Here is a 12,589-nt window from a genome sequence, read left to right as displayed (position 1 = left end):
GGATTGAACAACTTTTTTATCCAAAAGAATATTTCAGCCTGGGAAGCCGGCATGACGGTAAAAGAATATACGGCACAGCTCGGCATTTCGAAACGGCTTCTCGCTGACATTAAATTCGGCGGGGGAGATCTTCTTGTCAATGGAGAGCATGTAACCGTCCGCGCCGTATTAGCGGCAGGGGATGTGCTTAAGATTGAATTCCCAAAGGAGCATGTGAGTGAAACGCTTTTGCCTGAGCCGGTTCCGCTTGACATTCTTTATGAAGATGACCATGTGCTGGTGGTCAATAAACAGCCGTATGTTTCCTCAATTCCATCACGGGAACACCCGTCGGAAAGCATCGCTAACGGAGTGATCAGCCATTACTTAAAAAGCGGCGTACAGTCCACGGTTCATCTCGTCACCCGTCTTGACAGGGATACGTCGGGAGCGATGCTGATCGCCAAGCATCGGCTTGCTCATTCTCTTTTGTCGGCAGCGCAGAAGAAGGGGCTTGTCAGCAGGCGGTATCTCGCTGTCGTACACGGCGTCATGCAGCAGAAAAAAGGAACAGTGGACGCGCCAATCGGCAGAAAACCCGGCAGCATTATTGAGCGGATGGTAACGCCGGAGGGACAAGAAGCGGTAACGCATTTTCAAACGGAAAAAACCGGACGTGTGTTTACGCTTGCGCAGTTGCGGCTTGAGACGGGGCGGACGCATCAAATCCGGGTGCACATGAGTTACCTCGGCCATCCGTTAGTCGGTGATACGCTGTACGGCGGGAAAAACGAGGGAATTGCACGGCAGGCGCTTCACAGTGAGCGGCTTTCATTCGTACACCCCATAACAGGAGAAACGCTCGTTTTTCATGCCCCCGTTCCTGACGATATGAAAACATTGATTGAACATATGTAAAGCCCGAACCGTTTACCGGTTTCGGGCTTTTTTTCATGTCTGACTGCCTTGATCTTCGCGAAAGCGTGAAGCATCATAGGGCATTGAGCTTTCAACAGAGACGGTTTCATGCTCCGGAAAGCGAAAGCCTGTCAGCTGATTCCCGAAGACGCATCCTGTATCAATGTTGATTGTACGGTTGACGATCCGGGGGCGTTTTACCGGGGTATGGCCGTAAACAATCCATGCCTTCCCTTCATAGGCGGCGGCCCAGTCTCTCCTGACGGGTCTGCCGTCGGGATGCGTTTCACCCGTGATATCGCCGTACAACACAAATTCTTTTACCTTACGCGAGTATTTACCGATATCGTCAGCTTTTATGCCGGCGTGGGCGACAACGAGATCGCCATTATGTAAAATGTCATAAAGCGGCGCTGACTCATATAATCGGATAAATTGTCTGGAGACTTCCGTTCTGTCGGCGGGAGACAGCTCTTTCAGTTCGGCTGCCGTCGTTTCCAGTCCGTGCATCACTTTTACGGGGTTTCCTTTTAAGTAACGATACAGTTTGTTGCAATGATTTCCCGGGACATAACGGACGATGCCTTTTTCATATGCTTTTGCCACGAAACGCATCACATCTACGGATTTGGGGCCTCTGTCTGTTAAATCTCCCGCAAAGACTAGCGTTCTGTCTTCAGAATGGACGGGCATTCCGTCTTTCACTTCATATCCGAGCTTTTGCATTAACGCGATCATTTCGTCATAACATCCGTGTATATCGCTGATGATGTCATAAGCCATTCTGTCAGCCTCCCTTTTCCGGTTTTTTATTTATTATGGGACTAATTCCTTTACCTAATTACGCTGTTTTGGTACAAATTAAAAAAGAATTTGAAGAAATAATGCCTTATCACTTTTTTTTCGCCGCCAGCCTTGTTAGAATATGCGTTATGTTTTTAAAAAAAGTAAGGTATTGCCCGCTTTAAGCGGGCTTTTATAACCCTTGTTTTAAGGAGGTATTTACAAATGGAACACACATCAGTCGCTTCTTTAGTCGTCGTTCTGATCGTCGCTTTTTTGACACCGCTCCTTTTACATCGGTTTAAGCTCAGCATTCCGGTCGTTGTCGCGGAAATCATCATGGGGCTTATTATCGGAAAAAGCGGCCTGAATCTCGTCGTTCAGGGAGACACGTGGCTGGAGACGCTGTCTGTTCTCGGCTTTATCTTTTTAATGTTTTTAAGCGGATTGGAAATTGACTTTTCGTCATTTGAGAAAGGGAAGAAAAAACAATTCCTTCCGAACGGCAAGGAAGCACCCAATACGTTTTCTGCCGCACTGATCATATTTTTCGGCATCTTTATTTTATCATTGCTGCTGTCCTATGCCTTTGTATTAGCCGGTTTTATTCAAAACGCGTTTTTAATGACGCTTATTATTTCGACAATATCACTCGGTGTGGTCGTTCCGACTTTAAAGGAAGAACGAATCATGAATTCCAATATCGGCCAGATCATTCTGCTTGTCGCCGTTATTGCGGACTTGGCTACGATGATTCTGCTCGCTTTCTTCTCTTCTCTTTACGGGGAAGACAGCGGAAATATGTGGCTTCTTTTGATTCTCTTTGCCGCGGGGGTGGTGCTGTATTTCTTCGGCAGGATCTTTAAACACCGCTCATTTGTGCAGTCGATGTCTAAAGGCACTGTCCAGATCGGCACGCGAGCCATCTTTACACTGATTATCGTGCTTGTCGCTTTATCGGAATCTCTCGGGGCGGAAAATATTCTCGGTGCATTTTTAGCAGGCGTTTTGGTATCGCTTCTGTCGCCGAATAAAGAAATGGTGGAGCAGCTGGATTCATTCGGCTACGGGTTTTTAATTCCGATCTTTTTCGTCATGGTCGGGGTGAAGCTGGACATATGGACGCTCTTCCAAGATCCAAAAACTTTGACGATGATTCCGCTGCTTCTGCTTGCGCTGTTTATCAGCAAAATATTCCCGGTGTTTTATTTAAAGAAATGGTATGACAAAAGAACCGTGTTTGCTTCGGGGTTTTTGCTGACTTCTACGCTGTCGCTTGTTATCGCGGCGGCTACGATCGGAGAAAGGCTACACATTATCAGCGCCAATATGTCCGGCGCGCTGACTTTGGTTGCGGTTATCGCCAGCATCATCACACCGGTCGGCTTTAAAAAATTATTCAAGCGGCAAAGTGCGCCGCAGGAAAAGAAGCGCATTACATTTATCGGCGCCAACCAAATGACGCTTCCGGTGACGCTGGAGCTGCCTGATGAGGAATATGATGTGCGGGTCGTCCATGTGTATCAGGAAAATGCCGGGGAAAAGCTTGCGGAATCTGTTTTTTCTGTTGAAACGATTTCTGATTACGAGCCCGGCACGCTTGAGTCGCACGGTATTTTTAAAACGGATATTCTTGTCGTGGCGACGGGAAATGAAGATGTGAACGCTGAAATCGCCTTAATGGCGAAAGAGAAAGGGACTGAGCGCATCATCGCAAGCGTCGGCTCGGTTGAACATGAAACAAAACTGAAGGAAGAGGGCATCAGTATTTTTTCTATCCTTCTGTCTACAAAGACGCTCTTGCGCGCATTAATTGAGGCGCCGGGCGTGATGAACCTTCTGACGAATGAAGAGTCTTCGCTTTATCAGATCAATCTGGAAAATACGGCGTATAACGGCATTATTCTGCGCGAATTTCCGCTGATGGGCGATGTGATTTTCGTCCGGATTTTCAGAGGTGTGGACAGCATCGTTCCGCACGGGGACACGAGGCTGAAAACAGGAGACCGTCTCATCGTTACGGGCTCACGCAACTACGTGTCGGAGCTGAGAAAAATCCTTGAAGCTTGACCAAATTGCATTTCGTGATAAGATAGAAGGCATAACAAGTAAATGATCAATCGTATGACCACTAGGGGTGTCCTTCATAAGGGCTGAGATAAAAGTGAGACTTTTAGACCCTCATAACTTGAACAGGTTCAGACCTGCGTAGGGAAGTGGAGCGGTATTTTTTGGGTTCCTTTTATCCAGATAAATTCCAAACCACTTTTCCGATGCGGGAAAGTGGTTTTTTTATTTTATCAGGGGGGAAAACTTTATGACATTTTCTGAAGAATGCAGACTGGCGGCAGCCGAATGGTGGGACGGAAGCTTTGTTCATCCGTTTGTAACAGGGATCGGTGACGGAAGCCTGCCGTTAGACCGTTTCAGTTATTACGTGCTGCAAGATTCCTACTACTTGACGCATTTTGCAAAAGTTCAGGCGTTTGCAGCCGCATATGCCGAAGACTTGTTTACGACGGGAAGGATGGCGGGCCACGCTCAGGGCACATATGAAGCGGAAATGGCGCTGCACCGCGAATTTACGGAGCTTTTAGGGATTACAGAAGAAGAGCGCGCGGCATTTAAGCCGGCGCCGACAGCCTATTCTTATACGTCTCATATGTACAGATCGGTGATGAGCGGGAATTTTGGAGAAATTTTAGCCGCGCTTCTGCCCTGCTATTGGCTTTATTATGAAGTCGGCGAACGCTTAAAGGAATGCAAACCGGAACATCCGATTTACGAAAAATGGATCGGTACATACGGCGGAGACTGGTTCAGACAGCAGGTCGAAGAACAGATCAGCCGTTTTGACGAGATTGCTGAAAACAGCACAGAGGAAATCCGCGCGAAAATGAAAGAGAATTTTGTGATTTCAAGCTATTATGAATATCAATTTTGGGGAATGGCTTATCAAAAAGAAGGCTGGTCCGAGAAGGGCGGAAAAGAGGTGGAATCCTTTGGAGCTGCACGCCGTAACTGATAATCGCAAACCCGTTGCCGAGCTGGCCGAGGATATTCTATCGATTCAGCGCGAAGTAAGCTTTATCCATATCAGGGAGCGGGACAAAACAGCGGGAGAGATCATGCAGCTTTTGTCCCTTTTGAAAAAGGGAGGTGCGGATAAGGACAAATTGATCATCAATGACAGAGCGGATATCGCGCTTTTTGCCAACATACACCGTGTTCAGCTTCCATCCCGCAGCTTTTCCGTAAAGCAGGTGCGAAGCAGATTTCCCCATCTTCATATCGGACGTTCGGTTCATTCGCTGGAAGAAGCCATCCAAGCTGAAAAGGAAGATGCGGATTATGTGGTGTTCGGCCATGTGTTTGAAACCGAATGTAAACAAGGACTTGAAGCAAGAGGCATCAGCCTGCTTTCAGAGATCAAACGCACGCTTTCCATCCCTGTCATTGCAATCGGCGGAATGACACTGCAGACGATCCGGCTCACAAAGCAGGCGAAACCGGACGGAATTGCTGTCATGTCAGGCATTTTCTCAGCTGAAAATCCTGAGGAGGCGGCAAAACGGTGTGCACGCGCGGTGAGGGAGGCTGATTATGAAGAAGCACTATGATACGGCGGTTATCGGGGGCGGAATTATCGGATGCGCCATTTCTTATGAGCTGGCGAAGACGCAGCAGAACGTTGTCTTGTTTGAAGACGGAGCAATCGGCCGAAAAACGACAAGCGCTGCGGCGGGAATGCTTGGCGCTCACGCGGAATGTGAAAACCGGGATGCGTTTTTTGATTTTGCTATGCACAGCCAAAGACTGTATGAAGCGGCGGGGCAAGAGCTTGAGGAAGCCAGCGGCATTAATATCAGGCGCCATAACGGCGGAATGCTTAAACTGGCGTATACAGAAGAAGACATGATCCGTTTACGGAAAATGGATGATTTGCCTTCCGTCACTTGGCTCTCAGCGGAGGAGGTTCTTGAAAAAGAACCTTACACTTCAAAGGACATTCTCGGCGCATATTTTATAAAAGACGATGTCCATGTAGAACCTTACTATGTTTGCAAAGCATATGCAAAAGGGGCGCGGCGTTATGGCGCTGACATATGTGAGCATACACAAGTCACTTCCGTAAAACGGGTGAACGGGGAATACTGCATCACAACGTCCGGCGGGGATGTTTATGCTGACAAAGTCGCAGTTGCCAGCGGTGTATGGAGCGGCCGGTTTTTCAGCCAGCTCGGCTTGGGACAGCCTTTTTTCCCTGTGAAAGGAGAATGCCTCTCTGTGTGGAATGACGAAATCCCGCTGACCAAAACCCTTTACCATGATCATTGTTATGTCGTTCCGAGAAAAAGCGGGCGGCTTGTCATCGGCGCCACGATGAAACGGGGCGACTGGAGCGACACGCCTGACATCGGCGGGATTGAGGCTGTCATTGCGAAAGCGAAAACCATGCTTCCCGCCATCGAACATATGAAAATAGACCGGTTTTGGGCGGGGCTCAGGCCGGGGACAAAAGACGGAAAGCCGTTTATCGGGCGGCATCCTGATAACAGCGGCATCATATTCGCCGCCGGCCATTTTCGAAACGGCATCCTGCTAGCTCCGGCAACGGCTGAAATGGTGCGGGATATGATCCTGGGAAGACAGGTTAAACATGAATGGGAAGAAGCGTTTCGAATTGATCGCAAGGAGGCTGTTCAAATATGATCCTTCAGCTGAACGGAAAACAAATTGATTGGAATCGAAAAGAGGGGACGGTTCAGGATTTGCTTGAATCGTATCAGCTTGATCAAAGAATCGTAGTTGTAGAAAGAAATAAAGAAATCATCGAAAAAAAGAATTATGAAAACACAAGTTTATGTGATCGCGACGTCATAGAAATTGTCCATTTTGTAGGAGGCGGATGAGGATGTTAACAATAGGCGGGAAACAGTTTCAGTCAAGATTGCTGTTAGGAACGGGAAAATATCCGAGTTTTGAGATTCAGAAAGAGGCGGTGGCCGTCTCGGAATCAGATATTTTAACCTTTGCGGTGCGGCGGATGAACATCTTTGAACAGTCTCAGCCAAACTTTCTCGAACAGCTTGATTTGTCTAAGTACACGCTTCTCCCGAATACAGCCGGCGCCGCAACGGCTGAAGAGGCGGTCAGAATCGCAAGGCTTGCTAAAGCTTCGGGACTTTGTGACATGATAAAAGTGGAAGTCATCGGTTGCAGCCGGTCACTTTTGCCTGATCCGGTTGAAACGCTGAAAGCATCAGAGCAGCTGCTTGAAGAGGGATTTATCGTTCTTCCGTATACGTCAGATGATGTCGTGCTCGCAAGGCGTCTTGAGGAGCTCGGAGTCCATGCTATTATGCCGGGCGCTTCACCGATCGGTTCAGGCCAGGGAATTTTAAATCCGCTGAATCTGTCCTTCATCATTGAACAGGCGAAAGTTCCGGTCATTGTCGATGCCGGCATTGGTTCTTCAAAAGACGCTGCCTGCGCGATGGAGCTCGGAGCTGACGGTGTGTTATTAAATACCGCTGTGTCAGGCGCTGATGATCCGGTCAAAATGGCCCGGGCGATGAAGCTTGCCGTAGAAGCGGGCCGCCTTTCTTATGAAGCCGGGCGGATTCCGGTGAAAGATTACGGAACTGCAAGCAGTCCGCGGGACGGTCTTCCGGTATGACGGACAGATATTCCAGACAGGAGCTGTATCAGCCGATCGGTCCCTCCGGACAGGAGAAGCTCCGGTCGTCTCATGCCGTGATTATCGGCGCGGGTGCGCTTGGTGCGGCAAATGCGGAGATGCTTGTCAGAGCAGGGGTCGGGAAGGTAACGATCGCTGACAGAGATTATGTGGAGTGGAGTAATCTCCAGCGCCAGCAGCTTTATACCGAAGATGATGTCAGACAGGAAATGCCGAAAGCCGCAGCAGCTGAAAAACGGCTTAAATCCATCAACAGCGATGTAGATGTGAAAGGATTTGTCATGGATGTCACTGCGGAAAACGCACCCGGACTGATTTGTGACGCATCTCTTATCATTGACGCGACTGACAACTTTGAAACGAGGCTGATTGTGAACGATGCGGCCGTACAGAAAGGAATTCCCTTTCTGTACGGCGCCTGTGTCGGCAGCTACGGACTCTCCTTTACCGTCATTCCCGGTGTCACGCCGTGCCTTCACTGTCTGCTTGAGACATTGCCTTTAGGCGGTATGACATGTGATACGGCGGGAATTATCAGTCCGGCTGTATTACAGACGGCTGTTTTTCAGACTGCAGACGCGCTGAAGCTGTTAACAGGCGGACCTGTTGAGCATGTTCTCCGCTCGTTTGATTTGTGGAAAAATGAACGGTCCGAAATAAACGTTGCCCGTCTCAAGAAAGCTGATTGCCCAAGCTGCGGCACGAACGATTTTCCGTTTTTATCTTACGAGAATCAGTCAAAAGCGGCTGTTCTGTGCGGGAGAAACACGGTACAGATCAGAACAGGAATCTCAGAGCCATTTGATCTGCAAAGGCTTTCGGGACAGCTCAGACGGGCCGGGCTTGACGTTTCGGCCAATCCGTATTTAATTTCTTTCACGACAGACAGTTTCAAGATGGTTCTGTTTCGTGACGGCAGAGCATTAATTCACGGTACAAGCGACATCAGCAGAGCGAAATCCTTTTATCATAAATGGATCGGATAATGCGAAAGGAGAGAAAAACAGCATGAGCATTTGCAAAGCATTGACGATTGCCGGGTCAGATTCAGGAGGAGGGGCCGGTATACAGGCGGACCTGAAAACTTTTCAGGAGCTCGGCGTCTTCGGGATGTCAGCCATTACAGCGGTAACCGCCCAGAATACATTGGGGGTTCACGGCATCTACCCGCTCACCCGGGAAGCGCTCGGCAGCCAGATCGACGCGGTGGCGGAAGATCTGCGGCCTGACGCGATAAAAACGGGAATGCTGTGGAGCGCGGAGATGATTGCGGAAATTGCGGAAAAAATGGATCAGTACAGACTGGAGCATCTCATCACTGATCCCGTCATGATTGCCAAAGGAGGCGCATCCCTGCTGCGTGAGGAAGCACAGGCCGCGTTAAAAGAGCTGTTAATTCCGCGCAGTTATGCGATTACGCCGAATGTTCCGGAAGCTGAGGCATTGACCGGAATGGAAATCCGTACGTTTGAAGACCGGAAAAAAGCGGCGGAACGCCTTTGCCATCTTGGGGCAAAGAACGTCATCATAAAAGGCGGACACCAGCCGGAAAAGGGAAAAATCGTTGATTTATTATTTGACGGTTCATCTTTTACCGGAATCAGTCACGCCTATATTGACACGAAACACACCCACGGAACGGGCTGTACATTTGCGGCTGCGCTGACGGCGGAGACCGCAAAAGGAAAACATATTCAAGCCGCGTTTGAGACAGCCGCCAACTTTGTGCGTGAAGCCGTGGAACATACGCTCGGCATCGGAGCTGGACACGGGCCGACAAATCATTTTGCCTATAAAAGAAACAGCCTGCAGACGAGATAAAAAGAGACCGCTTCAACACTCCGCGGTCTTTTTCCCATGCTTTCAATCTGGACAAGGTTATGATATGATAAAAATTAAGATCAGGTACTAAATTATGTCTTTAAGACGATTACAGGAGGCTTTATACATATGAATTTCTCACTAGAAGGCCGCAACATCGTTGTGATGGGCGTTGCCAATAAACGCAGTATCGCCTGGGGAATCGCCCGCTCGCTTCATGAAGCCGGAGCGCGCCTCATTTTCACTTACGCAGGGGAGCGATTGGAAAAATCAGTTCATGACCTTGCGGCTACATTAGAAAGAAATGATTCTCTCATCCTTCCGTGTGATGTGACAAATGACGCTGAGATCGAAACTTGCTTTGCGAGCATTAAAGAGCAGGTCGGCGTGATTCACGGCATTGCGCACTGCATCGCATTTGCAAACAAAGAGGAGCTTGTCGGTGAATATTTAAATACGAACCGTGAGGGATTCCTGCTTGCACATAACATCAGTTCTTACTCTCTGACAGCGGTCGCAAAAGCGGCTCGTCCGATCATGACTGAAGGCGGCAGCATCGTCACACTCACTTACCTCGGCGGCGAGCGCGTCGTTTCAAACTATAACGTAATGGGTGTTGCAAAAGCGTCTCTTGATGCAAGTGTCAGATACTTAGCGGCTGACTTAGGAAAAGAAAACATCCGCGTCAACAGCATTTCAGCAGGACCGATCCGCACGCTTTCTGCAAAAGGAATCAGTGATTTCAATTCTATCCTGAAAGAAATCGAAGAGCGCGCGCCGCTGCGCCGCACGACAACACCTGAAGAAGTGGGTGACACGGCCGCATTCTTGTTCAGTGATCTGTCAAGAGGCATCACGGGCGAAAATCTTCACGTTGATTCCGGTTTCCATATTACCGCACGTTAATTGACAAGCAGTCCCTTTTTAGGGATTGCTTTTTCTTTCTTCTGATTTTAATCATTCCGTCATATAGATAAAACATGACAGAATCGGAGGGATGAAGATGTCAAAACAAAACAGAAACGCGGACAAAAAACCGCTCATGTATATTGTGCAGCCGGATTATTCAGACACGCAATCATCAATGCAGGATATATTAATCAAAAGGAAAACACCTCAGCCGCCTATAGAAGAGCCTGCGCAAGGAAGACAGGAGGAAAAAAGTAAGACTCAGCCTGTCGAAGCAGCGCCTGCCGAACCAGAAAAGCAGACACCTGAACAGCACAGCCGCACAGAGGAAGCCGCACAAGAAATTCCGGCGCAAGTGCAGGATGCTGCTGAGCCCGACACCGCAGAAAAAGAGCCTGAAGCGGTTCACAATGACGCCTCGGAGGAGAGGGTTCCGCCAAAGCGCGTGAAAAAGCCGATGAGCAGAATGTCCATTCTTGAAAAAATTGATTTCTTAACGAAACTGCCGCATAATATGCCCCGGGCGCTTTGTTTGATAGAAGCCAACGGGAAAACTTATAGAGGCGTAATCGTCGGCAGAAAAAATGATGCCATCTATTTGAGGACGACGAGCAACGGTGCGCCTGCTGAGCTTGCCATCAGCGATATCACCTCGCTGCATCCGCTCGGTTTTTAACCATACAAAAAGCTGCCTGAATTCTTTACTCCGGCAGCTTATTTTTATGCTTTTCGGTTAAGAATGTGTGCGGTTCAGCAATCTCGGGCTAAGGCAATTGATGGCGCAGAAGCTGTGAAGATCGACTTCAACGCAATAGTTTGTTTTTTCTAAACGGAATACATCACAGACAGAATCTTTATCTGTAAAATCAAGGATGTGCTTATGTTCGTCAAAAGCAATAAGCAGGCTTAATGTGGCACAGCCGTCACAGACTCTTTCAACTCTGAAAAAAAGAGTATTAAAGCACGGACCGTTATCCAGCTCGCCGACATTTCCGAAAGCGATAAACGGCGATGATTTAGAAGTGAAAAGCACAAACGGCACTGTATCGCCTAATGAAAAACCCGGCGATAAAAGGTTGGAATAGCATCCGGCCGGGCAATCTTCCTCAACCGCATTTTGCAGGTCCTCAATATTTTCCACCGCTTCACGCACACAGTATGTTGTATTCTTGCTCATAATTTCCCTCCTGACTTCACGTTTTAAATGGCACCGGATTAAACGATATCGGAGAGTCAGCCGCCCGGGCGTCCGGGCGGGCTGATGATTGCATCTGTAATAGAAAGTTGGAAGGGGATTCCTCTTTAGAAAAGATGCGAATCAATGACTATCCGTGATGCTTTTTCTCTTTGTGCGGCGCAGGCCGGTCGACAAGTTCGGGTGAAAGGCATTGAATGGCGCTGAAGCAGCTCAGATCAACTTCAATGCAAAAATCTGTTTTTTCTAAACCGAAGAAATCCGGATCACAAGGATGGCAGACGCTGAGGGTGTCGCCGTGCACATCTACGGGGCGCAATATTGAAAGCGTCGCGCAGCAATCGCAAACTCTTTCTGCCCGGAAGAAAATAGACTCGAAACACTGGCTGTCATCCGCAAATCCTCCGACGTTCCCGAATGTGGAGAACAAACCGCCTTTTTTATCAAACAAGAGAAACGGGATGGTATCTTTACCGGTAACCGTCGGGCTTAACAGATTGGTATAGCATCCAGTCGGGCATTGTTCTTCAACAGCCTCTTGTTCTGCTAAAATCTTCTCGACTGCATCGCATACACAATTTTCATCTCGGCCATGGTGTTTTCCGCAGCTCATGGATTTCAGCTCCTTCTTTTAGGGTATTTGACTTTTGTCTTTAACAACATATGTACGCGAGCCTCACTTGGTGTGGGTGAACGTCTATATATTCATCATATGCGGAGAAAATAAGAAAAAGCAGAGCGTTTTTTAGCTCTGCTTTTCTTTTTAGAGGACGAGAGTGATGACTAAGATGGCAACCAGTGTATTTGTCGCTGTTGAGATCAGCGTTGCGATATCGGCATCTACTGTTGTCACGTTTACGCCGCGGGAGTTTTCGATGAGTAATTTTTGGCGGTTGATTTGTTTGTTAGCTGTCAGCTGCAGTAAGTCTTGTGCGACCAATTCAGCGATGACTCCGTCAGCGATTGAAGTGAGAGTAGCCGTTACGACTGCTGCATTAAGCGCTGTTACAACGGAAGTGACTGCCTGAACGTCTGTCGATGTCACGTTAATATCGCAAGAATCTCTGATAATAATCGCTTCTTCAGAAACTTGTTTGTTGATGTTCGCTTGGGCCAGGTCTTGGTCAAGGAAGGCGTTATCTTCGCCGAATCCGTTTCCGTTACAGCAAACACTGCATCTTCTGCCTTCTTTTTCTTCTTTTTCTTCTCGCGGATGTTCGCATTCAGGATCAAGTGCAACCCAAGAGTATGGTCTGCTTTCCATATCTATTCCTCCTTTTCTT

At 48.3% G+C, this 12,589-nt stretch carries 15 protein-coding genes and 1 riboswitch; of the genes, 11 read left to right on the top strand and 4 right to left on the bottom strand.

Going from position 1 to position 12,589, the window contains the following annotated elements; all coding sequences use genetic code 11:
• The first annotated feature begins 3 nt into the window (after positions 1 to 3).
• The gene (locus ACH32G_RS03505) at positions 4 to 897 is read left to right on the top strand and encodes an RluA family pseudouridine synthase (RefSeq protein ID WP_016938216.1); all 894 of its coding nucleotides are present in this window, start codon (positions 4 to 6) and stop codon (positions 895 to 897) included.
• 33 nt (positions 898 to 930) lie between these two features.
• Here ACH32G_RS03505 and prpE read toward each other — a convergent pair whose 3' ends face one another.
• Positions 931 to 1,680 carry a bis(5'-nucleosyl)-tetraphosphatase PrpE gene (gene prpE / locus ACH32G_RS03500; RefSeq protein ID WP_099745142.1) on the bottom strand — a complete coding sequence of 250 codons (750 nt, stop codon included), beginning with the start codon at positions 1,678 to 1,680 and terminating at the stop codon, positions 931 to 933.
• Between the two features lie 225 nt (positions 1,681 to 1,905).
• Here prpE and ACH32G_RS03495 point away from each other — a divergent pair, with 225 nt between their 5' ends.
• The 10 genes from ACH32G_RS03495 to ACH32G_RS03450 all read left to right on the top strand — a co-directional run bounded on the left by ACH32G_RS03495 (position 1,906) and on the right by ACH32G_RS03450 (position 10,787).
• Complete coding sequence (locus tag ACH32G_RS03495; protein ID WP_016938214.1) at positions 1,906 to 3,750, top strand: monovalent cation:proton antiporter family protein; 1,845 nt, start codon at positions 1,906 to 1,908, stop codon at positions 3,748 to 3,750.
• A gap of 53 nt (positions 3,751 to 3,803) precedes the next feature.
• Positions 3,804 to 3,912: riboswitch (TPP riboswitch) on the top strand.
• Between the two features lie 85 nt (positions 3,913 to 3,997).
• The gene (gene tenA, locus ACH32G_RS03490) at positions 3,998 to 4,705 is read left to right on the top strand and encodes a thiaminase II (protein WP_016938213.1); all 708 of its coding nucleotides are present in this window, start codon (positions 3,998 to 4,000) and stop codon (positions 4,703 to 4,705) included.
• The gene (tenI, locus tag ACH32G_RS03485; RefSeq protein ID WP_016938212.1) at positions 4,683 to 5,300 is read left to right on the top strand and encodes a thiazole tautomerase TenI; all 618 of its coding nucleotides are present in this window, start codon (positions 4,683 to 4,685) and stop codon (positions 5,298 to 5,300) included. The genes tenA and tenI overlap by 23 nt, the downstream gene beginning before the upstream one ends.
• The gene (thiO, locus tag ACH32G_RS03480; RefSeq protein ID WP_016938211.1) at positions 5,284 to 6,393 is read left to right on the top strand and encodes a glycine oxidase ThiO; all 1,110 of its coding nucleotides are present in this window, start codon (positions 5,284 to 5,286) and stop codon (positions 6,391 to 6,393) included. The genes tenI and thiO overlap by 17 nt, the downstream gene beginning before the upstream one ends.
• A complete protein-coding gene (thiS, locus tag ACH32G_RS03475) occupies positions 6,390 to 6,593 on the top strand; it encodes a sulfur carrier protein ThiS (protein ID WP_003155008.1) in 204 nt (67 codons plus the stop codon). Before thiO ends, thiS begins: the two co-directional genes overlap by 4 nt.
• Positions 6,590 to 7,360 carry a thiazole synthase gene (thiG, locus tag ACH32G_RS03470; protein WP_095240937.1) on the top strand — a complete coding sequence of 257 codons (771 nt, stop codon included), beginning with the start codon at positions 6,590 to 6,592 and terminating at the stop codon, positions 7,358 to 7,360. Before thiS ends, thiG begins: the two co-directional genes overlap by 4 nt.
• Positions 7,357 to 8,367, top strand: coding sequence for a thiazole biosynthesis adenylyltransferase ThiF (locus ACH32G_RS03465; protein WP_047477873.1), 1,011 nt, complete (start codon positions 7,357 to 7,359; stop codon positions 8,365 to 8,367). Before thiG ends, ACH32G_RS03465 begins: the two co-directional genes overlap by 4 nt.
• A 22-nt stretch (positions 8,368 to 8,389) precedes the next feature.
• Positions 8,390 to 9,202, top strand: coding sequence for a bifunctional hydroxymethylpyrimidine kinase/phosphomethylpyrimidine kinase (gene thiD, locus ACH32G_RS03460; RefSeq protein WP_016938208.1), 813 nt, complete (start codon positions 8,390 to 8,392; stop codon positions 9,200 to 9,202).
• A 129-nt stretch (positions 9,203 to 9,331) separates the two neighbouring features.
• Positions 9,332 to 10,108, top strand: a complete 777-nt coding sequence (gene fabI / locus ACH32G_RS03455; RefSeq protein WP_013351851.1) for an enoyl-ACP reductase FabI — start codon at positions 9,332 to 9,334, stop codon at positions 10,106 to 10,108.
• A 97-nt stretch (positions 10,109 to 10,205) separates the two neighbouring features.
• Positions 10,206 to 10,787, top strand: coding sequence for a CotO family spore coat protein (locus ACH32G_RS03450; RefSeq protein ID WP_327813926.1), 582 nt, complete (start codon positions 10,206 to 10,208; stop codon positions 10,785 to 10,787).
• 57 nt (positions 10,788 to 10,844) lie between these two features.
• Here ACH32G_RS03450 and cotZ read toward each other — a convergent pair whose 3' ends face one another.
• The 3 genes from cotZ to cotX form a co-directional block, all read right to left on the bottom strand.
• Positions 10,845 to 11,288, bottom strand: a complete 444-nt coding sequence (gene cotZ, locus ACH32G_RS03445; RefSeq protein WP_016938206.1) for a spore coat protein CotZ — start codon at positions 11,286 to 11,288, stop codon at positions 10,845 to 10,847.
• Between the two features lie 148 nt (positions 11,289 to 11,436).
• On the bottom strand, positions 11,437 to 11,919 hold the full coding sequence (gene cotY / locus ACH32G_RS03440; protein ID WP_047478023.1) for a spore coat protein CotY: 483 nt from the start codon (positions 11,917 to 11,919) through the stop codon (positions 11,437 to 11,439).
• 150 nt (positions 11,920 to 12,069) lie between these two features.
• Positions 12,070 to 12,570, bottom strand: a complete 501-nt coding sequence (gene cotX, locus ACH32G_RS03435; protein ID WP_016938204.1) for a spore coat protein CotX — start codon at positions 12,568 to 12,570, stop codon at positions 12,070 to 12,072.
• Between the last annotated feature and the right edge of the window lie 19 nt (positions 12,571 to 12,589).

The organism is Bacillus sp. CIS52 (genome assembly GCF_053545315.1).
The sequence above is the reverse complement of the archived record's forward strand: the minus strand, read 5'-3'. Positions and strand labels throughout refer to the sequence as shown.